26 protein-coding genes are annotated in these 21,359 nt (G+C 42.4%); 15 read left to right on the top strand and 11 right to left on the bottom strand.

The features are described 5' to 3' along the window. Window position 1: 1 nt before the first annotated feature. The 9 genes from H6G83_RS31635 (at window position 2) to H6G83_RS31595 (ending at window position 8,723) form a co-directional block, all read left to right on the top strand. Window positions 2-1,351, top strand: coding sequence for a replicative DNA helicase (locus H6G83_RS31635; RefSeq protein ID WP_190479578.1), 1,350 nt, complete (start codon window positions 2-4; stop codon window positions 1,349-1,351). A 105-nt stretch (window positions 1,352-1,456) separates the two neighbouring features. Then, a complete protein-coding gene (locus H6G83_RS31630) occupies window positions 1,457-2,215 on the top strand; it encodes a hypothetical protein (RefSeq protein ID WP_190479576.1) in 759 nt (252 codons plus the stop codon). A gap of 31 nt (window positions 2,216-2,246) precedes the next feature. Then, a complete protein-coding gene (locus H6G83_RS31625; RefSeq protein ID WP_190479575.1) occupies window positions 2,247-4,088 on the top strand; it encodes a DUF6884 domain-containing protein in 1,842 nt (613 codons plus the stop codon). 3 nt (window positions 4,089-4,091) lie between these two features. Beyond that, window positions 4,092-4,472 carry a hypothetical protein gene (locus H6G83_RS31620; RefSeq protein WP_190479573.1) on the top strand — a complete coding sequence of 127 codons (381 nt, stop codon included), beginning with the start codon at window positions 4,092-4,094 and terminating at the stop codon, window positions 4,470-4,472. A gap of 2 nt (window positions 4,473-4,474) precedes the next feature. Continuing rightward, window positions 4,475-5,143 carry a site-specific DNA-methyltransferase gene (locus H6G83_RS31615; RefSeq protein WP_190479570.1) on the top strand — a complete coding sequence of 223 codons (669 nt, stop codon included), beginning with the start codon at window positions 4,475-4,477 and terminating at the stop codon, window positions 5,141-5,143. After that, window positions 5,140-6,696 carry a DNA cytosine methyltransferase gene (locus H6G83_RS31610; protein WP_190479568.1) on the top strand — a complete coding sequence of 519 codons (1,557 nt, stop codon included), beginning with the start codon at window positions 5,140-5,142 and terminating at the stop codon, window positions 6,694-6,696. The genes H6G83_RS31615 and H6G83_RS31610 overlap by 4 nt, the downstream gene beginning before the upstream one ends. Then, entirely contained in the window at window positions 6,689-7,186 is a 498-nt protein-coding gene (locus H6G83_RS31605; RefSeq protein ID WP_190479566.1) for a DUF1392 family protein, read from the top strand. The genes H6G83_RS31610 and H6G83_RS31605 overlap by 8 nt, the downstream gene beginning before the upstream one ends. 1 nt (window position 7,187) lies before the next feature. Next, window positions 7,188-8,468 (top strand): DUF488 family protein, N3 subclade, encoded by a 1,281-nt coding sequence (locus H6G83_RS31600; protein WP_190479563.1) that lies wholly within the window; start codon window positions 7,188-7,190, stop codon window positions 8,466-8,468. A 27-nt stretch (window positions 8,469-8,495) separates the two neighbouring features. Then, window positions 8,496-8,723 (top strand): hypothetical protein, encoded by a 228-nt coding sequence (locus H6G83_RS31595; protein WP_190479562.1) that lies wholly within the window; start codon window positions 8,496-8,498, stop codon window positions 8,721-8,723. A 12-nt stretch (window positions 8,724-8,735) separates the two neighbouring features. On the opposite strand, the gene H6G83_RS36125 is transcribed toward H6G83_RS31595, so the two are convergent. Continuing rightward, window positions 8,736-8,861, bottom strand: coding sequence for a hypothetical protein (locus H6G83_RS36125; RefSeq protein ID WP_277876465.1), 126 nt, complete (start codon window positions 8,859-8,861; stop codon window positions 8,736-8,738). Between the two features lie 663 nt (window positions 8,862-9,524). On the opposite strand from H6G83_RS36125, the gene H6G83_RS31590 reads away from it, so the two are divergent. Then, complete coding sequence (locus H6G83_RS31590) at window positions 9,525-9,908, top strand: hypothetical protein (RefSeq protein ID WP_190479560.1); 384 nt, start codon at window positions 9,525-9,527, stop codon at window positions 9,906-9,908. Window positions 9,909-10,123: 215 nt separating this feature from the next. Here H6G83_RS31590 and H6G83_RS31585 read toward each other — a convergent pair whose 3' ends face one another. The 3 genes from H6G83_RS31585 to H6G83_RS36120 all read right to left on the bottom strand — a co-directional run bounded on the left by H6G83_RS31585 (window position 10,124) and on the right by H6G83_RS36120 (window position 11,765). After that, window positions 10,124-11,002, bottom strand: coding sequence for a DUF7226 domain-containing protein (locus H6G83_RS31585; protein WP_190479558.1), 879 nt, complete (start codon window positions 11,000-11,002; stop codon window positions 10,124-10,126). 2 nt (window positions 11,003-11,004) lie between these two features. Further along, window positions 11,005-11,412 carry a prevent-host-death family protein gene (locus H6G83_RS31580; protein ID WP_199328655.1) on the bottom strand — a complete coding sequence of 136 codons (408 nt, stop codon included), beginning with the start codon at window positions 11,410-11,412 and terminating at the stop codon, window positions 11,005-11,007. A 221-nt stretch (window positions 11,413-11,633) separates the two neighbouring features. Continuing rightward, window positions 11,634-11,765 carry a hypothetical protein gene (locus H6G83_RS36120; RefSeq protein ID WP_277876464.1) on the bottom strand — a complete coding sequence of 44 codons (132 nt, stop codon included), beginning with the start codon at window positions 11,763-11,765 and terminating at the stop codon, window positions 11,634-11,636. Between the two features lie 69 nt (window positions 11,766-11,834). Between H6G83_RS36120 and H6G83_RS31575 the strand changes: the two genes are divergently transcribed. The 4 genes from H6G83_RS31575 (at window position 11,835) to H6G83_RS31560 (ending at window position 15,341) form a co-directional block, all read left to right on the top strand. Next, window positions 11,835-12,266 carry a hypothetical protein gene (locus tag H6G83_RS31575; RefSeq protein WP_190479556.1) on the top strand — a complete coding sequence of 144 codons (432 nt, stop codon included), beginning with the start codon at window positions 11,835-11,837 and terminating at the stop codon, window positions 12,264-12,266. Window positions 12,267-12,808: 542 nt separating this feature from the next. Then, window positions 12,809-13,216, top strand: a complete 408-nt coding sequence (locus H6G83_RS31570) for a hypothetical protein (RefSeq protein WP_190479554.1) — start codon at window positions 12,809-12,811, stop codon at window positions 13,214-13,216. 279 nt (window positions 13,217-13,495) lie between these two features. Then, window positions 13,496-13,741 (top strand): hypothetical protein, encoded by a 246-nt coding sequence (locus tag H6G83_RS31565; RefSeq protein WP_190479552.1) that lies wholly within the window; start codon window positions 13,496-13,498, stop codon window positions 13,739-13,741. 223 nt (window positions 13,742-13,964) lie between these two features. Continuing rightward, window positions 13,965-15,341: a filamentous hemagglutinin N-terminal domain-containing protein gene (locus tag H6G83_RS31560; protein WP_190479550.1), complete on the top strand. Its 1,377-nt coding sequence runs from the start codon at window positions 13,965-13,967 to the stop codon at window positions 15,339-15,341. On the opposite strand, the gene H6G83_RS31555 is transcribed toward H6G83_RS31560, so the two are convergent. Beyond that, window positions 15,318-16,655, bottom strand: a complete 1,338-nt coding sequence (locus H6G83_RS31555; RefSeq protein ID WP_190479548.1) for an RNA-guided endonuclease InsQ/TnpB family protein — start codon at window positions 16,653-16,655, stop codon at window positions 15,318-15,320. The two genes, H6G83_RS31560 and H6G83_RS31555, sit on opposite strands and share 24 nt — an antisense overlap. A gap of 79 nt (window positions 16,656-16,734) precedes the next feature. On the opposite strand from H6G83_RS31555, the gene tnpA reads away from it, so the two are divergent. Continuing rightward, window positions 16,735-17,142 carry an IS200/IS605 family transposase gene (gene tnpA, locus H6G83_RS31550; RefSeq protein WP_190479547.1) on the top strand — a complete coding sequence of 136 codons (408 nt, stop codon included), beginning with the start codon at window positions 16,735-16,737 and terminating at the stop codon, window positions 17,140-17,142. A 175-nt stretch (window positions 17,143-17,317) separates the two neighbouring features. Here tnpA and H6G83_RS31545 read toward each other — a convergent pair whose 3' ends face one another. The 6 genes from H6G83_RS31545 to H6G83_RS31520 form a co-directional block, all read right to left on the bottom strand. Continuing rightward, window positions 17,318-18,532: an RNA-guided endonuclease InsQ/TnpB family protein gene (locus H6G83_RS31545; protein WP_190479545.1), complete on the bottom strand. Its 1,215-nt coding sequence runs from the start codon at window positions 18,530-18,532 to the stop codon at window positions 17,318-17,320. 33 nt (window positions 18,533-18,565) lie between these two features. After that, window positions 18,566-18,955 (bottom strand): terminase gpP N-terminus-related DNA-binding protein, encoded by a 390-nt coding sequence (locus H6G83_RS31540; RefSeq protein ID WP_190479543.1) that lies wholly within the window; start codon window positions 18,953-18,955, stop codon window positions 18,566-18,568. Window positions 18,956-19,044: 89 nt separating this feature from the next. Further along, window positions 19,045-19,527: a DUF1392 family protein gene (locus H6G83_RS31535; RefSeq protein WP_190479542.1), complete on the bottom strand. Its 483-nt coding sequence runs from the start codon at window positions 19,525-19,527 to the stop codon at window positions 19,045-19,047. After that, window positions 19,524-19,778 carry a MerR family transcriptional regulator gene (locus H6G83_RS31530; RefSeq protein ID WP_190479540.1) on the bottom strand — a complete coding sequence of 85 codons (255 nt, stop codon included), beginning with the start codon at window positions 19,776-19,778 and terminating at the stop codon, window positions 19,524-19,526. The genes H6G83_RS31535 and H6G83_RS31530 overlap by 4 nt, the downstream gene beginning before the upstream one ends. Before the next feature lie 66 nt (window positions 19,779-19,844). Then, the gene (locus H6G83_RS31525) at window positions 19,845-20,426 is read right to left on the bottom strand and encodes a hypothetical protein (RefSeq protein WP_190479538.1); all 582 of its coding nucleotides are present in this window, start codon (window positions 20,424-20,426) and stop codon (window positions 19,845-19,847) included. An 81-nt stretch (window positions 20,427-20,507) separates the two neighbouring features. Then, a partial coding sequence (locus H6G83_RS31520) for a hypothetical protein (RefSeq protein ID WP_190479535.1) occupies window positions 20,508-21,359 on the bottom strand: 852 nt, incomplete at its 5' end.

The following is a 21,359-nucleotide window of genomic DNA, read 5'->3' as shown; positions in this document are numbered from 1 at the left end:
TATGGCTTTCAATCATGACAATGTAGTTCCTTTTTCACCGCCTGCTGAAGTTGACTTATTGCCACCACAAAATATTGAAGCTGAGGAGTCAATTCTTGGTGGAATCATGCTTGACCCTCAAGCTATGGACAGAATCAGCGATACTCTGATTTCTGAAGCTTTTTACGTCGGCGCTCACGCGATTATTTATCAAGCAGCTAAACAATTACACAATACTGGACAACCCACTGATTTGTTGTACTTGAGTGCTTGGTTATCCGACCACAAACTGCTAGAGCGCATTGGTGGACGAAACAGATTAGCAACTATTTTTGACCGCACTGTTTCTGCTATTAACATTGATGCTTTAGCCCAACTAGTGATGGAGAAATACTACCGACGACAGTTAATCAAAGTCGGTAATGAAATTGTCAAACTTGGTTATGAAATGCACACCGACTTACCACAAGTATTTGAGCAGGCTGAAATGAAGGTTTTCAGCGTTACGCAAAACTCTACTGATGAACAATCTAAAGTTTATCAGGCTGGTGACATGGCTGTTGAGTTGTATCAAAAATTGGAGATGGGACAGATGCAAGGTGAAAAAATTGGTTGGTATGACCTTGAAGACATCACTGGTGGTATCTACCCCAGTAGTTTGGTTGTCGTGGCCGCCGAGTCGCACATGGGTAAAACCCATTTCATGATTTCCACCGCATACGAAATCATGACTAAGCTCGGTAAGAGTGTTCTTTATGTCACCCCAGAAATGGACAAAAATCAAGTTAATATTCGTATGCTGGCGCGTCTTACTGGTGTTGACTCGGCTTTAATTCAATCCCAAACTCAATCAAGCTGGCCGCAAATCATACAGGGTATTAGTCAACTCAGTGAAATGCCTTGGCAGATTTTCGAGCATTCTACCCCTACTACTACTCTGATTGCTTCTGCTGTTCGTCGTGCTATTTCTCAACAAGGCAACTCCATCGGTGCTGTGTTTGTGGACTATTTACAGCAAATCCCTCTGGAGTCGGGTGGCAATATGGCTCATGAGGTCGGCAAGATTACTCGCCAGATTCGTGCGATCGCTAAAGAACACAAAATCCCCATCTTCTTAGGCTGTCAAATCAACCGGGGGAATCAGGCTACTGCTGACAAACGCCCTAACCGTCACTTACTCCGCAATTCTGGAGAAATCTTCGAGGTTTGTGACCAGTTGATTATGCTTTACCGCGATTGTATCTATTCTAAAGACCCAACCGATAAAACTATCGAGTTAATTGTTGAGAAAAACCGACTCTACGGTAAACTCGGCACTGCAACCATGCTGTGTGATTTATCTACTTCCAAATTTTTGAATTTAGCCAGGTAATTACTTTTTGTTGGGACGGGCATATTGCCCTCCCAACACAGCACAGGACAAGAATCAAGTTACTCCTGAATGGGAAATATTGTAGTATCGTAATACATATTTAATATGCTTAAAACCGCAATCTTGACTGCTGAAGAAACCAATGTTTCAATAGGAACTTTACTTATTAAAGGACTCATGGATACTAATGGTGATTATTATGTAGGTATCCCTCAAATATCTGTATTGTTCTCGTTCCCCATTAAACACGCATCCAGGGACATTAAAGCCTTATTGTATAAAGACTCTCCGTTCCCCAAAGACTTCATTAAATTGAAGACTTCATTGAATTTTAAGCCTATCAATGCTATACCACTGCCAGACTTTGAACACTTACTTATAGTGTTAGACCGCGTAAAAAATAATACTTTAGCTCAAAGAATGAGGGACTCTTTGGTGGGATTATCCCTGCATCAGCTTTTTTGTGATGCTTTTGGCGTTAAGTTTGAGGCAGAAGACCGCCAGAACTGGCTAAAAGCTAGATTGTTAACTAAAGAAACATTCTGGTTTATGGGTGCGGCAATTGAGGCATATTACAAAGCCAATCCTAGAGTAGAAAAGTATCAGGGTCAGAATTACTCAGAACCTTTTGATGCTCTTAATCTTGGTTTGTTTGGCAAGAAGTCAAAAGTTATCAAGACTGAGTTAGGTATTGGCAAGAGCGCACTTAACCGCGATCATTTTGGTGAGAAGTCCCTGAAAAACATTGAAATGATTCAACGTATAGCTGAAGCTCAAATTAAATATCACGGCAACAAGCCTGTTGAGGCAGTCAAATTTGCTATTGCTCTAATGAATTACCCAGTGAGTGATTTTAAACAATAGTTTCTTGACTAGTTTAGTAAAGGTAGCTTCAATGACTTCAAATAACTTTCACAAAACTAAATATTACGCAGTTATTGGCAATCGTGATCATATCAAATATCAAGGGGAGAAACGACCATTTTGGGAATTTCTTGACACACAACCTGACGGATATTTAATCTCCCTAGCTTACCTTCCCATCCCCTTCGCGCTACCCAACACCCCCAAAATCGGTGACTGTGGCGCTTGGAGCTATAAAGCCGAAAAACTACCAAAGCTGGGCAAGAATTTAGTTACCCCAGAATGGGCCATCTCCCAATACCAACTCTATTTTTCGCCCGATGATTTGGTAATCGCACCTGACCATATGCTCATTCCCCTACCCGGAACTGACCTAGACTCTCGCCGTCAGTTTAATATCGAGTCGGCTAAACGGTTCTTGCCCCTGGCACAAACAGCCGGATTCCGTCCAATGGCTACTGTTCACGGAATAAACCTAACCGAGCGCCTGAATAATGTTGAGCAATTACACCAAATAGGCTACAAACACTTTGCTTTAGGTGGGTTAGCTGCTAAGGCTAGTCAAAAGAAAGTGCTGTTGGAGACTATTCAAGTATTGAGCGATCGCATCCGTCACTTAGAACCCACTGCAACAATTCACGTTCTGGGGTTGTCTTCACCCGATTACTACGCCGCTTTTAATCAAATGGGGATTGATAGCTGCGACGGTTCGAGTCACTTCAAGCAAGCGTTTACGGCTGGGGTTTTCTTCGGTTTTGAACACGGGCAGTTAGTTAAACATCAGGCTTCTAAAGGCGCAGAATCAACAAATATTCCCGATTGTAGTTGTACTGCCTGTACAAAGATGCGCTCTGATGGAATTGACACACGCTACTACGGCAGTAATGAAAGCAATATGGGCCGGGCTGCACACAATCTGAATATGCTGATGTTAGCTCATAGTCATGTTAGTAAATCACCAGAGATTACGCTAGTTTCTTGTGTAGGTCAGAAGTTAAATCAACCGTCACAGGCGCGATTTATCTATCAGTCTCCCTGGTTTACCAAATGTAAGAATTATGTTGAATCTCAAAACTACAATTGGTTTATTTTAAGTGCTAAGTATGGCTTAATCAAACCACAACAAGTTATTGAACCATACGAAGAATCTTTAAACTCAGCGCCCGCTCAAGAGCGCCAACAGTGGAGTAAACAAGTATTCGCTTCCATAGTTGAGATACTTCCTAAAGGTGGGACTATAAGATTCTTTGCAGGGGAAAAATACCGCCAGTATTTGATTCCTCTTCTGGAAGAAGCTGGTTACAAAACTGAAGTTCCTTTACAGGGTTTAGGAATTGGTCAGCAGTTACAATGGTTTGATAATCATGGCGCTGATGAATTGAATTATATATCAATTGATGAGGAAGATATGGAACTAAATCCTGATAAATTATCAACTAACTTATTACTAAATTTCCCCTCACTTAGAGACAAATGTCTTCAACATATACAAGAAGCTTATCAGCGTTGTCATTGTGGGCAGAAGTTTAGCAATCCTGATTCTGACTGGTTGAAAGCCGAGTTTTCAAAGATATTTGACAGTTTAGAAAGTGATGATGCTATTTATGATTATAACGACTTAGTTAATGCTTTTTACTCCGTAGTTTTTGAACTGGAGTATGGGCAGAAACTCTACCCTAATACTTTAATCAAGTACGGAAATGATATTTATCGCATCATTGCTTTTTATGATAAATATCCTATTCGAGTGAAAATGTTGCGGTACAAAAAGCATAGTAACGGGCAATTAGCTAAATATCAATCATGGACATATCTACATCGTCCAGTTCAACGAATTCTATTAATTGACCCTCTCTCAAGAATTACTTATTAACTTATGAATACAACCTACCAACAACTACTCTTCAAATGGTCTACTCTTGCACCTTACGAATGTTTGGCTACTGACCACCATCACAAGTTTAAAGTGAAGATTCTAGCAGCAGTCGAAAAGCGTAATTCAGATAATGCTTGGCGTTTAGTAACTAGTGAAAACTTAGCTTGGCGCTTGGCTAACGACCAAAGAGTAGTATTTACGCAACTCAATTTTGTGCTGTTAACTATTCTCCATCACTGCGCTGCTTCCTATTACAAAATCGACTTCACTTTTGCTCCCCAAGGTACTACCGCCGTTATCTGCAACGGGCTACAGTCACAGCCTCATCCACATTTGGCTATTGCCGCTTTGGACGCATATATTCAACTGCTGGAGTTTTAACCATGCTCCAACCATACTATACTGACAACTATATCACCCTCTACAACGCCGACTGCCGTGATGTCTTACCCCTACTAACAGAAACATACTTCGGTTGGTGTGACCCACCATATAACGTAGGCAAAGACTACGGCGTTTGGAACGACAGCCTAACAGATGAGGAATATTTGAACTTCTGCATCAACTGGATAGCATTATTCCAAAAGTTATGTCCTGAAAATTGTGTATTCACCCCTCGTAAATATCTTTTGGATTACTGGACAATCCTGGGGCGACAGTACAAACAGATAATTCTCACCTGGACTCCTGAAGGAGCTATTAGAAACGGGTTTGTCAACCAACACTCTTCACTTCTCACCAACGCCAAACCTAAACAGCGTACTAAAGATGTTTGGCACAATCTGCAAACTCCCGGTTTGGGCTGGTTCTTTCGTGAACAAACCTATGAACACCCTGGCTATACCTCTGAAGATGTGACCAATCATGTTCTAACTCATTTAGCTCATCCCCATACCCCTATTCTTGATCCGTTCGCGGGAACCAGCACAACTCTTAAATGCGCTAAAGACTTGAATCGTCGTGCTGTGGGTATTGAGATTAACGAAAAGTATTGCGAGATTGCTGCAACTCGGTTGTCTCAGCAAGTTCTACCCCTGTGGAGTCAAGTATGACTAAAGCTTTATCTGTGACCCAAGTTGAGGGTGTATCAGTGAAGCTCTCGTCAAATGAGACACCCGAAAAATTCTTAGAGGATGACCTTAAACTCTCACTTGCTCGTACTCAAAAAAGAGAGTATCAGTACCCGGAAAATAAAATACTACCATCATCGACCCAAACCGCCAACTCAGTAGTACCTTTGGGATTTGCGACACCCGAAAAATTCTTAGAGGACGACCTTAAACACCCATCCTTTCGTAGTCAAGGATGCCTCTATCAGTACCTTGAAACTAAAAAGTTACAAGATGGCAGAGTAGTACATTACCCACGAGTCATAGGTTCACGCGACCCAAATAACCCCAAGCACTGGCGCTGGGGGTATAACTGGAAAGAAAAACACAACGGAGTTTGGAAAGGTCGTTCTATCGGCTCAATCCCTTGTGGCGCAATTCCCATGATTCAGCAATTGCAACGTCAGGGAGCCGATAGAAATGAAATCGTCGCTTTCATCAAAAAAGCCAAAGCTAAAAAACAACCGAATGCTAAACCAGTATTACCAGCTAATGCACCGATCGCTATAGTATTATTCGCCGGGGGTGGTGGCATTGAAGCTGGGATGGTACAAGCGGGTATTCGCCCAGTCGTTGCGGTGGAACATGACCCAACCAAACCACAACTGAGTCAAGCGATCGCTCACTCCCACCACCACAATTTCCGCGAGTACGGTTGTACAACTATCCAACGCACCGTACAACAAGCAGCCCAAGGATTTATCGGATTTCCACATAGACCCGACTATCTTCATGCCTCGCCCGTCTGTTCCAACTTCAGTCAGGCCCATACAGCCAAAGCCGGGATAGCGCTAGAATCACCAGATGACCTGACCGCAGCGCAAGCCGTAGCGCAAGCTATTCAACAGCTGCGACCACGGGTTTTCACTCTCGAAAATGTCCCACGCTACCAAGATAGTCAAAGTTTCGCCATTATCCTGAGCGCTCTGGAATTGCTGGGTTATAGAGTTAACTACAGTGTGGTAAATATGGCTGACTACGGATTACCCCAGGCGCGGAAACGTTTAGTGCTTGTAGCCTGTCAAGATGTCTCACTCACACTACCACCCACATCTAAAAAAAGAGGATGGTATAGGGCGATCGCCCATCTCATCCCCACAATGAGCGACTCCCAACTACTGCCCAAACAACAGCAAGCTTTAGAACAATTTCTCGCAGCGAATGAACCAACACCATTATTGATTGAACGGGTTTGTGTACGTAAGTTAGCTAAGTGCAAGCCAGCGTCGGAGCCATGCAACACCATACTGCGATCGCACTTCACCGACCACAAAGGCTGCAACCGCAATAAATTCGCTGACATCTGGCTGCCGGATGGCACTGTCAAATCTCTGTCTATCCAAGGGGCGGCCATCCTACAAGGTTTTCCGTCTTGGTATGAGTTCCCGCCTGAAGCGGCCACTGCCGGCTCCATCATCGGCTACTCTGTACCACCAAGTTTCGCTCACCAACTTTTTGCACATATACAAAAACAACTGGAGAATTATCATGGCTAATTTAATCAACATCTTGGAAACGTGCTGGTATAAATCCCCACCCTGGGATAATCAAATCCCTGCTCTTGCTGTCAGTCTACTCGAAAAAGTCTACATTCCCAATCCTGTCCAGATAGTCGGCTACTGCGCCGGCGTGGAATGGTCTGAGGAAGGATGGATATATTCTGTCGCTAGTGAACGTGGGCTTATTACTGTTAGCGCCGACGATATTACTCCTACTGGCCAAATTTTACCCCTCAAAGTTGAAAAACCCCAGTTCCGTCTGGGTCAACTAGTCAACTTCCGTTTTGCTAATGATGGGCCTCCGATTCGTACCATCCTGGGGCTTACCCTCGTCAACGAGTCTTGGTTGTATCAGGTTGAGTGGCGATCGCCGTCTCTACGACTATCCTTAGATGAAGGCGTTTGTCTTTTCCCCAAATCTACACAACCTAGTAAGTTTATTGATCGATTGTCTTGGGTCACACCTTATGATTTATCGGAGGTGTAATATGACAATTTATACCTCATATTATAGGGGCGAAATCAAGGGTGAAGCTGTTTCGATTTCGCTGTATCCGCCCCCTGGGTGGACTGGTAAACACTTACTACTGTTCGCCCCTACTCCCGAACTCTTGCAATGGTGGAAGTCTTCGGCTAAAGATGCCACAGCCCAGGACGAATACAAGCGCCGTTTTCGTGACATTCTTGACTCCCGGCAGCAGTTGATCCAGTTGTGGGTGGGAAAACAGAAGGACAACCTACAAGATATGACATTTTGCTGCTTTGAACCAGACGGGCAGTTTTGTCATAGACATCAATTCGGTGAGGAAGTAGTACAAAAATACTTGCCTCACCTGTGGGGTGGAGAAATTGGGGCAACTCGTCCACAACGAAAAATTGTACCTAGCCAAAAGCTCAATCTCACTTATCCGCTACAGGTTTTAAGCTTGATAGACAAATGCCACTCGTCGGGTTTTCCAGTAGTATGCGATCGCACTCCTTGCGGCTACTACCAAGTGTCTCTACAAGGTGAAGATTTGGGGGTTTGGTCTGAGCTTGGTTTGATGGGGTTGCTGTCGCAATTGCGCCATGAGTTTTACCGTCCACGCCTTATACCGTCATTGGCAGAGCAGGAAGAGGAGTTGGCGTTAAGCGAAGGGGTTGCCGCAGGTATCGCCTCTGTTGCAGAACCCTCACCTCAAGAGTCATCTGCACCATCTTCACCCAGCTTGATTACGCACCAGGGCAAACTTGAGGGTGAGGAATTGGCACAAGTTCAGGATTGGTGCAAATCAGTCAAGTCCAAAATGTTCCCCTCAGTCTCGCAATATGCTGATGGGCGTATGGAACTGCATCTGCGCCGATTTGTTAGCTTGGCTAGTGCTAAGTCAGAGAAAAAGACTGTTGTTAAAACCGTAGACTCATCAATGTACCCTGGTGCAGAGATGATTGAGGCTTTTGGCGAGAAGCTGCTGCCTGATTTTCATCAAGCGCTCGTACTGTATTACCCGGCTGGCACTCAAATAAAAATTCACCGCGACTCCCCGGCTTATGCGAACGGCGCGGCGCAGATTAATGTCATGGGTCGGGCGAAGTTCTCCATCTCTGGCTGTCAGGATGTGCGGAAAATGGAATCTTATTGGTTGGAGGAAGGTGATTGTATTGCTTTCGACAACAAGCAGCCGCACGGTATTGAGAGGGTGGGGTGCGATCGCTTTTGTGTCTGCTTCTTTAAGCTCAAAGCCGAGTATTTGGAGTCGGAGAGGGTTGAGCAGTTGAGTTTAGTATAATCTTAGTAATTTTCACAGGAAAAGTGAATGGGGTATCTAACAGTTAAAGGTCAAACAATTTCTGGCAATGTATTTAAGGTAATTGATGGTGTTTTATTTGCTGACGACATCTCTACCGGAATAGAAGTGCTTAACACTGATGGTATCGAGGTAGTGGACGCAAAACTGATATCAAATACTGGAAACGCCACTGCTTCTGGCAATGCGTCTATTAAGCAGATTGGTGTCATCAAAACCGACAAGATAGATTTTTGATTTTGAGTGGAATCATTCTACTTGTGAGAGGAGCGATCGCTCCACTATATTAGAGGCGCTATTGTTCGCCAATGATTTATGTCCTCTTTCAAACACCGTCAATTTCGGGGAATCTGCTACATCAAAGCTTTCAGCCACTAGATACTTAGAACGAGGCGGGATTCAATTTTTGATTTGCTATCAGTTCAGGAGCGGAGATTAAGTGTTGCACCCAAAACCGGGAAAAACCGGGACGCAGGAGCTACAAAGGTTTCGGCTTCTTATCCTGACATCCAGAAATACTGCTACCAGGGATTTCAAACGCTTATTGGGAGAAGATTTCAAGACATCCTTTCTTAAAAACAACATTCAAGAGCTATTTTGCTTTTAGGCGGAAATTTAGGTATAGAAGCAAACATGGCATTTTCCCGTAATTCAGGAATAGTAAGGCTAGGAGCTAGCAAGTACGGAGAAATGTTTTTCCCCCTAATTTGACCTGATTCCTACTTCAGCTATAGCCTTATTTTCAATTGCATATAGTCATACTGCCATTCGTTATGTATAAGAGCGATCGCTCAACTACTGGCGAGTGATTTCTCAACCTTGGACTCGTCCCACCAAACACAAGGTCAAAACGGCTCCCATACTTGATAGTTAAAGATTTCTCGTCCCACGGTACTCTTTGTTATACCAAGCTGTTAACGCGCTACCATTAACATAATTGTCCATTCTCCTAGCTAGAATACCCTTGTATAGCAACTGCCACAGCGTTTTTTATCTCCAAAAATGTAAAGGGCAATCTTTTATACTTAAACACACAAAATGTCATCAGAAATCACTAATATCCAAATCCATAACCTAGACATAGCACGTAACCGAGTTCATACTATTTTACTGGGCGTGCGTACAACATTAGTCTGTGTCTTAGACCTGCCCGAACTAGAGAAAATTCAAGCCAATGCTAACTTGACTTATGATTGCTTTGCCCCTCTAGATGATGCGATATCTTCTATTGAAAAGGTAATAGATAATCTTGACAAAGTTAATAACAAACTAGCCTCTCAACTATCTATCGACATTCCAGAATATGAAGAAGAATTGATTCAAGCTTACGCAATCTACGAGAGAGTATTAGCGCAACTTCGAGGCGAATTTGCACAATATTACCAGCCTCGGAATGAACAAGTGAACAATAATATTGCTTAAACTACCGTGCGAATTAATTCCACCAATTATTCTCCCATTACTAATGTCTATACTTACTCAACAATCATGTGAAGCATTCAATGTAGCTATACATTTTCGCTAATAGCGATAACTCAACAACTATGCGATTAATTTGTAATCTAGTTACAATCCCAAAAAGATCGCATCAATTCTTTTTTATAAATTGCTGACTATTTCATTAATTCACTCTATGGTTATTCTGTATCCCCCCCATCTATTACTTCAGCAAATAACATGGGGATAGTAAGCTGTACACCCTCTTTGTGAATATAAATTGGTATCCCCGACTTTTTCGATATCCACTTGATCCAGTTCTTTAAAGTTTGTGAGCGACGATTACTAGTATCTGCATCTTGAAATTCTTTGGGAAAAGTTAGCTCTTTTACTACTTCATCATTGAGAACTAGCCCATTATTTAGTTGAGACTGCTTTAACGAGACTGCATCAATAATTCGCCACACCGGAGGATAACTCAACATCGCTTCTATCAACAATCTCTCCTGTAAATTTTCATTATGTGCCTCGGCTATCAATTGCCCCTTCTGAGTTAATTGTGTCACCATAATTTTACCTTGACGTGTTCTTGTAATCAGTTTAAGTGCCTCTAGAGCCTGTTTTGCATACTGCCCGTGCCGAGATATATATATATCTTTTTTTCCCTTATGACCTAGCTTCTGCCCCAATTCATATGAATCTGTTATTCCTTGGTGAATTAATAAAATAGCTTGGATTATTTTTTTAGGTTTATCATATTGAGGAATAGAATCTATACAATTGCTGTCATCCCAATCATCCTCAATCGTAAACCTTTCCCTAAAAATATCTGCCGCTTTCATCCTTATATCAATTAATATGACTTTATTTTCTTCCAGAACTGGTTTATAAAATATGTTGGAATATAGTCCAGAAATCTCGTTCGTATTGATATCGTAAAAATTTGTTTTACTTAAATGCCCATCTTTCTCAAGTATTTCTAAAAAATGTTTGACTTCTTGAGAAACTTCAGGAGGGTAATACTTCTCTAAATTTTTAATTTTCTTCTGAAGCTCTGGGGCAGATACCAATTCAAACATTGTTACTTCTCCTGATTTAAACTTGTAACTTCAACAAGACCACTATCTATAATAAGTAATTTATCTGCAACTTCTGAGACTGGAATTGCAAGATACGCAATTAAACGCGGACTCACAAACGCTACCGCCCTCCGCGTGTGATACGTTACATAAATACAGTCAACATCAACCTGTAGACGCTCCCAGCATTCTGTTAAATGTAATCGGAAATCAGACAACGACATTTCTTCACTTTTATTGATTGCATTCTCCTCTAAAGCTTTCTCCAAATCTTTTAAAGGTACTAAGAATCCAACTACTTGCCCGTAATAAGTAGCAGCAATTCTTTTCATTCCTAATTGCACCTGACGCTTGAATTTAGGCAGGCTCTCTCTCAGGTCTGACAACGGAAGCTGCTTAAAAGAACTCACTCTCGCTTTCCTCTCGCTTTATAGTACAAGCATACTGGTATATACTCATGAAACTACTATATTAGACAAAGTAACATTGTGCAATTTTTTTGGCAAGTTATTTATGTTTTACATTTTTAGGACACAGATACTACTGTAGCAGGATTTTGGCATCTTGCTTGATTTTAAGCAGCATCAGTTACAAGGGCCATGTTGCCTACCTCCAGCGAAAGCGCGATCAGCTACGCTGGGCGCTTGCGCCATCGCTCTGGGGAACGGACGCTTTGTGCCAACGCACTCATCAACTCACCCCACATCGGCTGATCAGCGAAAAGGTGGCGACGATTATCACCAAGGGCGATAAAAATTAACATATCAAGCTGATTGCTACCTGTAAAATATTTTCGGGACTCTTATCTTTAGCCTTGACTACGACTAGCCAAATGAGTAATTGGAAGTTTAACTGGAACTCTTGGAACATCGGTGGCAAAATTATCTTCGTCTCCACCTGTTTAGCGGCAATTTCGTTACCTATGAAGTGGCAAGATGCTGGTTTCTTAGGTTATCGCAATGGTATCTTTCCAGGCATCCTTTTTCTTTGCCTCTACATTTATCCAGTTCAATGTGTCTTTCGCAATCTGCGGATGAATAAAATTGCTGGATATGCTTGTAGTGTTGCGGCTATTATTCTGGCTTTTCTTTATATAGGTCGCTCAATCACTAGATTTTATAGCCAAACTATCAACTTAGCAGGACAAGGAGTTTACCTGTTTTTCTTCGCCAGTATTGGGTTACTAATCGGAACCTTTTTCTATAAGAAATACGCCTTGCCTGAGTCCACTTCTCAACCGGAAGCACAAGATTCTCTTAAATAGTATGAGTCTAAAAATTAGCTGGTTAGCGGGGTGTTTTGCAATAGGCATTTCTTGTATTCATATTACGAGTCGTGATGCGTAAAGCCCCCGTGTTTTTAACCGGGGGATATAAGCGAATAGGACAAGTGCGAATCGTTTGCCCGAAATAAGTAGAAATGCTTAAGGATGGGCAGCAAGGAAAATAGGTAGCAATACTGAATTGTACCTTGACAACTGAATGACCATGAGGGTGTAAATCCCTCCCCTGTAGATGCCAGGTGAAAGCACTTCCCCTACGGTAGCGACTAGCCATCAATCCGTAAGTATTCAGTACAAACAATTCGATTCCCACTCGCTGGGGATATTAATTGAATGGAAACTTAAGCCTTGACTACTCAACAGAAATTCTACACGTTGTCAACTTTGGTGTTTTTATGACTCTGGTTCCTGTAAAGTCTCTGATATTTCTGATCGCACTTACATCTTTGTCTAGCTGTGCCGCTTCAAAGCCCACTGTTGGAGCTGATTCAATGAAAGAGATTGAAAAATCATCCACTGTGGAAATGTCGAAGACACAGATGCCTATCAGTAAACCCCAGGGCAAATTTGTTAGTCCTTCAGACTTTAAGGATAAGCTCAACAGTGTGTCATCCAAAGCGAAGCAAGCAGTGGAAAGCGTCGAAGCAAACAAGCTATCAGAAGCCCAAGCAAAGATGTCTGAGTTGAAAACGGTTTGGGCAGAAGTAGCTCCAACAGTTTATGCGGTCAGCGAATCAGGCCATAAAAATCTTCAACGATCGATTACTCTGGCTGATAATGCCATACAAAAGTCAGAAGAGCGGACGATCTCATTGACTTACTTGTACCAAACTTCCAGAACCAGCCGCGCTATCGCACGGACACTGGGAGACGGTAATGCTTATTCTAAGCGCAGTGCGCCAGAACTTTGTCAGGAATTTACCTGTCAATAAAAGAAAGGGAGAAGACAATCGCAGGAACTATCTGCGATCGCACATAGCCGAATGGCACGCTCGTTAAGCTCAAGGGTATGCAGCGTAAGGATTGCAGAGGGGCTATTCGGTGCAGGGGTGCAGGGGGGCATTTCTATTTCTTGCGAACGCACAGCCTAAAACTTCTTCTATCTCCCCTGCTCCTCCGCTCCTGAAGCCCCCCTGCTGCCGCAACGATTTTCTCTTTTCTTAGTGCCATTCCGCACATAGCCTTCGCTCTCACAACGTGACAAGTTGCATATGAAACCCATCAAGAAACCAGAACTACGCACCCTTAAAAAGTCCACCCCACAACAGCCACCAGCACCAGTTGAGTCTACACCCGTTGCTGAACCACTGCCATTACAAGAGCAAACCCCACCGCCAGAGTATTATCCTCTCCCTACTCCCGCACCCGACTATCCCCTCACCGGCTCTGTTGGTAACTCAGGTTGGCAGATATCCGACATCTGGCGCGACCTACGAGTAGACGGCTTCTGCGATTGAGCCGTAATGTGCGATCGCCTCCCCTATAACTGACTTGCGATCGCTTATCTTTATACTTCTTTCGATAGATGCAATCTTCATCTTAATCTGATTTTTGGACTTGGAAAAGCTTTTTATTTAACTTCGATGTTAAAATCAATATTTTCGATTTGACTTTTTTTTCTTAGTATATATTATTTTTGATACCCACTTTTTAATACTTTTTCTCTCTAAAAATAATTTTATGCGGCTTTCTTTTAAGACAGCTTTGATAGGATTTTTTGCATTTATGCCCACGCCATTATCCGCACAAGTCATTCCCGACGCAACACTTTCCAACAATACAACCATAAATATTAACGGCACAACTATCAAAATTGAAGGTGGGACTCGGTTAGGAAATAACCTCTTTCACAGTTTGAGAGAGTTTTCTGTTCCCACGGGCAGCACTGTTCACTTCAACAATCCCATCGGTATCGAAGCTATCATTACCCGCATCACTGGCGGGACTGTATCTAATATCGACGGTTTGATTCGTGTCAACGGTGCATCCAACTTATTTCTAATTAATCCCAGTGGTATCGTTTTCGGGCCTAACGCGCGACTCGACATTGGCGGTTCATTGTTTGCAACTACAGCTGATGCTTTGGAATTTTCTGACGGTTCTAGTTTTAGTGCAGTTAATCCAAAACAACCATTATTGACTGTTAGTATTCCTATCGGTTTGCGATTTAGCGGTAAGTCAGGGAGTATCACGGTTCAGGGAACCGGACAAGGGGTGTCTGCTGCAAATACTGGAAATCAACCAACCATTGTCAACAATAATTCACCAAGTTTGTCTGTCAGAGAAAACCAAAATTTGGCTTTAATAGGTGACAAATTAATTCTAGACGGAGCTAATTTGTCTGCTCCCAGTGGAAATATTCAATTAGGCAGTATAGACAAAGGTGTGGTGAGATTTACCTCATCTTCTAATACTTGGAATTTTAACTATGAACGGGTATCTAATTTTGACAATATTAATATCTCTAAACAATCTTTAATTAATGCTAGTGGTAATCCAGGGGGATTTATCCAAGCACTGGGAGCCAATGTTTATTTACAAGACGGCTCAATCATACTTAATCAAAATTTGGGAAATGCTTCATCTGGAAGTATTAACATAAGTGCATCTCGTTCTTTAGTGTTAGACAAAACTTCTCCAAATGGTAATGTTTCAAGTAGTATACTGGCAGAAAGCTTAAATACTGGAAAAGGTGGCGACGTTATAATTTCTGCCCAAGAATTAGTCCTCCAAGACGGGGCAAGAATCGCCTCTAGTGCATACAATGACGGTTTAGGAGGTAATGTCATTATTAATGCTAGTAACTCAATTAGTTTATTACCTAACAGATTTGCAAATCCTTTTCGTAGAGGAGATATTATCAGTACAATTGGTGCTGGTACAGTTTCTAGAGGAGATGCAGGTTACGTCCAAGTTTCTACTGACAGACTCTACATCAGCGATGGGGGTGCGATCGCATCTTCAACTTTTGGATCTGGTAATGGAAATATAGTGACCGTCAATGCAAATTCTATAGAAATCACAGGTAATGAACTACCCACAGTTGGCTTCGCCTGAACTGTGGGTTTCTACATCCCACGGTTCTTTATTAGCGGAGACTTCCACAGATTTTTGTCGCTTCTTTGCCCCTAGTTGCCTCATCGATCCAGCTTGCTTACGCGCCTTGGTGGATGAAGTAGAGCTAGGCGACTCTGCGACTACGAGGCTAGTTCCTAACCCCGGTAGAATACCTTTTGCCCAATAAAGCATAACTTCAGCAGCAGCAATATCGCGGTCTTGAACATATCCACAAAAACAACACTCATGTACTCTAATGTCGAGTGTTTTCTTGTGCTGATGACCGCATTTTGGGCAGGTTTGAGAAGGCTTTACTTTCTTAGTTGGAACTTCCACAAACACACCACCAATTTGCTCTACTTTGTACTTGATGGTACTGCGAAGCATTCCAAAACCTACATCGAGTATCGACTTATTTAGCCCTGCTTTTTGTTTCTTGCGCTTACCTTTTTTAGCAATGCTCGTCATATTCTTGACTTCTAGTTTTTCAGTCGCAACGAAGCTATTACCGCTTACAATTTCTGCTGCTACCTGATGAACCCAATTTTGACGTTGATTACCAATTTTACGAACTAGCTTAGTAACCTTTGATTGGGCTTTCTTATATCGTCTAGAAGCTTTAATTTTTTTGTTTCTATTTGGTGTGCGTTTACGTCTCTTCTCCTTAGAAGCTTTTTTGATTTTCTGTTCAGCATTTCTCAAAAATTTTGGTGCTTCAATTTGTTGATGGTTTTCACCATCTGTAATTGAAAGTGCTAATTTACAACCTAAATCTATTCCAATAGCACCAGTTGGTGAAACATCTGGTTTTAAAACTTGGTCTAGCACATCAATGGTAATAGATGCGTACCATTTACCATTACGGTAAACAATTGTGCAAGTGGTTGGAGTTCCCCAATACTTAGCTTTGCCCCGCATCTGAATACGACCAATTTTAGCTACATTAATATAACCATTTTCACCATTGGACTCTACTGAATATCCACTTTTAGCTGGATAAGTCCAACCTGAATAATGACGAGTTGATTTGTATCTAGGGCGTTTACCTAATCCTTTAAACCAGCGTTCAAAGGCAAAATCAACACGCTTTAAGGTTGCTTGTAAAGCTTGGGAATTGATTATTTTATACTCAGTCCAGACTTTCTTGAAAGCAGGTAAACAATTCTGTTGCTCAAAATAGCTAACAGAATAATTGAATTTTTGATATTGAGTAAATCTGTTATAAACAGAGGCATTGTACAAGTCTTTGTGTAACTTTCGGTGATACCTCAAAGACTGTTCTATTTGTTTGTTTGGGTACAACCTGAAAGTCATCCGTCTTGTAGCCACTGATTTGTTTGTCTCCTTTTTACATTTGTTCTATGATATCACAATTGATGTATAGGCTTGTTAAGTGGTTGTTAGAAAGGGTTCTCATTCTGTTTTTTCTATTCACCTGCATTTTGTATTTGTAACCAAGTACAGACGCAAAACAATAACTGCACCAATACTGGAACGGTTACATGAAATATTTGCCAACGTTTGCATAAAAACCAAATGCAGACTAATTGAGTTTTCTGGAGAAATAGACCATGTTCATTTGTTGATTGATTTTCACCCTGATAACAATCTATCTGTTCTTGTAGGAAGTCTAAAATCAGCGTCTAGTAGAATTATTCAAAAAGAATTTTCAGAACATTTATCTACGTTTTATCGAAAACCTGTATTTTGGTCTAGTTCATATTATGTTGCTTCTACTGGTGGCGCACCAATTGAAAAAATCAAGCAATACATACAATCACAAGAAGCACCAGAAGAATGATTGGTTACTCCGCACTACGTGCCGCTACGCGAACATACATACCATTCCCTTATCAACCTTGCGGTTGATTTTAGTCAGGTATGCAATCGTCGTAACCCGCTATTCATCCCCACCTTGCGAGTACGTTGAAGGTGGGGACTTTCGCGCTACGTTAACGTTATTGACACTCACCGCCCTATAAGTGCGGTGATTCTTGCATCTTAGGGATTCCAATGAATTTACCCTCAGCAAGCATCTTGACCGTATGCCCTACGGCTGCAAGTCCCCGAATGAGAACTACTTGTGCGGCCGCAACATCCCTATCTGTGGTATAGCCGCAATTTGAACAAACATGAGTACGTTGAGATAGTTCCTTTTTACCTGTCTCGGTTCCACAATTAGGGCAAATCTGGCTAGTTTTGCAACTGTCTACTTTCTGAAAATAGACACCGCGTTTAAAACAGGTTTGCTCTAAAATATTGAAGAATTGACCCCACGCCGCATCTAAACAGTGTTTGCTGAGTATCCCACGGGACAACCCGACTAGATTCAAATCCTCAACAAACACCATTCCGGCATTGTTACAGATTTGATGAGACAGTTTCCTATGCCAATCCTTGCGGCAATTAACAATGTACTCATGTAGTGAAGCCACTTTCTTTTGGGCTTTCTTCCAGTTGTTCGACCCCTTACGTTTTCTACTAACGCGCTGTTGTAGCAATTTAAGCTTACGCTCCGCATCAACAAAAAACCTCGGACGCTTGATAGTCAGACCATTAGAAGTAGCGATAAAATTTGTTAACCCGACATCAATTCCTATCGCTTCACCTTGTGGCATTGGCTGGGGTATAGATACATCCCATTGAAAAGTTAACATCACATACCAACCAGAGGCACGTTTAACAATACGAGCTTGTTTAACAACGCCACCATCAGGTATTTCTCGTGATTGGTAAAACTTTACCCTACCAATTTTAGGAAGTTTAATTCTTCCTTTTTCAATTGAATTAGCCGCTAACTGCGGAAACACAAAAGAGCGCATCTTCCCTGGTTTTTTAAATCTGGGGAATCCTTGTTTTTGTTCCCACATTGCCACAAAAGCCTTCTCAAGACGTTTTAATGTCTGTTGTAAAACTTGTGATGAAACTTGACTAAGTTCAGGATATTTCTTTTTGGCTTGGGTTAAGCTTTCGCATTGATTAAAATAAGTTGGTCGTGGTGTATCAGCAGAAATTATATACTCAGAATGTAACGAACAAGCATTAATCCGACAAGAACGAGATTTAATCCAATCTTTACGCTCAGACAGCGCATAGTTGTAGACACGGCGACATTGTTCTAGCCAGTCTTCAAAGATTGCTATTTGGACACAATTGGGTTTAAGTTTAAATTCGTATGTCAGATTAAACATTTGAACTATCTCCTAGTTCTTGTTAATTTTTAACTAACCCACCAAATAGCTGATAACTTGTGGGTCTATCGCTGCAATCCGCTTTCTAATTGACGCAGGTGGATTTTGGAAAAACCTCTTCAAGTCCTGGCTTCTGACTTGATAACAATGAACACAACGTTTTTTAGCTTTTAACCAACCTTGTCTGACCCAGTAAGTAACGGTCGCTCGATGTAAGCAAAGATTCTTAGCTATCTCACTACAGCTATAGTTATCAAGAGTAGGACGGATAGAGTAGCCAAGTTTGTACAATTTGGCTGCGATCGCTAATTCGGTACGATAATATCCTCGTCTTTTGAGGCGGAAAGCGATTTGCTTTACTGTATATGTTTCAGCCATTTGTTCTAAAGTTATTAGTTCTGCTTCAGTCCATCTTCTGTACATTGATAAACCTCCAAAACTCATCAAAATTGATATTTTGTAGTAAAGAAATAAAGGTGAGTCGTTTTACTGAACTCTTCAATACCAGGGATTCACACCATCACCCGTACTAAATCCTCTTCCCTAACCATAGAAAAGCGATCAGCGAAGCTGGGCGGAACGCCATCGCAGATAATACTTGTCGGCACAAGCATTGGTGAACGCCACTCGACGAGGTAATACCAAGCCTGATCTGCAACCTGAACACCCAAAACCAAACGCTGCTTTGTCGTGGGCGGATTACTCACGAGCATCACGCGATCGCCCACCGCATACGCCGGCTTTTTCACGGTGTTCGCTTCCATGCGGCTAGTCCCAAGAATCTCTTGTTTGGTAGCGAGTATTACATCGTTCTCAAGTCTGATAAAGTAGACCCACTCACCTTTACTCCACCCAAACCCAGAGCAATAGCCAATTTTCCGTGAAGCCTTAAGATAAACTCGTTCCCACACATTGACCTCAACGGGTGGTATTTCTTGACCCCAAGGCGGGGATAGATACCAGCATCTTTCTAGAAGGGTGATTTGCTCTGTCATACTTTCCCCTTTAAAAGATAATCAACAGCTTCGGTATCCAGGCTAGAAATTCGCTTTTTGATTTGTTGCGGGGGATTATTTAAAAACTCTCTAAGATGACCTGTACCGATTTCGTAATACTTCGGACAACGCTTGTTAACCTTGAGCCAGCCCCGGTTGATCCAAAGACGGACGGTGGATAAATTGAGGTGAAGAATACTAGCGACTTGATGACATTTATAGTTGTGTGAGTCGGACAATTGTTTAGTCATGCGCGTAGTAAAATGTTAAGTCTATGAATAATCGCAGTCGCCCGAATTAATCCGGGCGAGTTTTTTCTAATCAGAAACGGACTTTGTTGTAGTATCAGATTGTTGATTGGTGTCTAACTCATCCTTGAGGTAAGACAATGCAGTTTGAGCATCACCCACAGTTAGATCAGGCTGATAGTCAAGTGCTAGATAATCCGGGTGTTGGGTAATCTGTTTTAGAATGACTTGCGCCGCATCAATAAATGACTGTAGAGTGGGTGGAGATTCCCAAGACTTCTTTTGTGGTTGGCTGGGCGCTTCGTTGTGGATAGTAGATTCAGCCGTCGCCACAGTTACCGTTACAGGGATTGCTCCTAGCAGGGACTTCATGTGTTCAAGCTGGCGTGAGTAATAATCAATCTCTGCGTGGAGTTTGGTTTTTAATTGCTCTGGGGTGAGTAGTTTTACCTTGTCCTCTAGTTGGTGTTCTTCGTCCTCCTGATTCTTGTCAGGCAGCACGACATATCGCCAACCCTCACCGTACTGTTTGCCAAGATAAGTATCCTGGGCATAGTACTTCATACCGATTATTTCGCCCTGTTCGGTGCGTTGACCAGGGATGTAACGGGGATATTTCCAGTGCTGGGGAATTGATATTGTGGGTTCCATATTTGTGATTGGTGAATGATTGAAAAGGAGTCAGGATTCAGGAGCCAGAATAATTCGGATTTCTGACTCCTGGGGAATGGGTTACGCTGTTGTTAACTCCGCACTATCAAGCAGATGCTTCAACTCCACGGGTGGCATTTGCTCAAGTGGGTGGTATTGCAAGTATTCATTGAGAAAATCTGCACCCTCCGGTAACTCCGCTCTTGACACAAACCAAACTGCGTCAGATGCAGAGTTACAAAATATTCGCTGCTGTGTTGCGTCATCGGTGCGAGTAAACCACCAGTTACCGTTGTCCTGTCCTGCTTGGCCCAGTTTCTCGTCGCCTCGGTAAATCCCATCCTCTAGCAATTCCAAACCGTGCTTCTCGCACTCGTCGGCAATCTGTACCATGATTTCGTTACCAGTTGCGCTAGGTTCCTCAAATGGCTTCTGTACGGGTAACATCCCTTGCTGATAGGCTTGTTTGACGTAACTGTGGCATCTGGCGGGGGTGGTGTCGCGGTAAATCTCTTCCTTGTTGATAATGACTCGCCAGTACAAATCTTGATAGTTGTCGTGGTCGTATTCAATGCTGGCTACTAATTCACCATCAACGATTAGTTCTTGGTCATGGAAGGAGATTTCTGTAACGGTGGGAACTTCGGGATATTCGATTGGTGCAGGTAGCGGCGTGGGAAGTGAACCATCTTTGTGATGCCATTCGACATAACGCAGGCATCGGGCAATAGTGGAATGGCGGAATTGTTCTTCGCCCCGTACCATAACTACCCATCGCTGGGTGATGAACTCGCTATTATCGTAGGTGATGTATGCAATCAGTTGATTACCCGCGAAAATCTCGAAGTGGTGCGAGTGGATTTCTTGGATTGTCAGGCTTTCAGGTGCTACAGCTTGAGCTTGGGCTTCGAGGTGGTTGTATAACTCAGCTTG

This window comes from Anabaena azotica FACHB-119, assembly GCF_014697625.1.
Lineage (GTDB): Bacteria > Cyanobacteriota > Cyanobacteriia > Cyanobacteriales > Nostocaceae > Trichormus > Trichormus azoticus_A.
The sequence above is the reverse complement of the archived record's forward strand: the minus strand, read 5'-3'. Positions and strand labels throughout refer to the sequence as shown.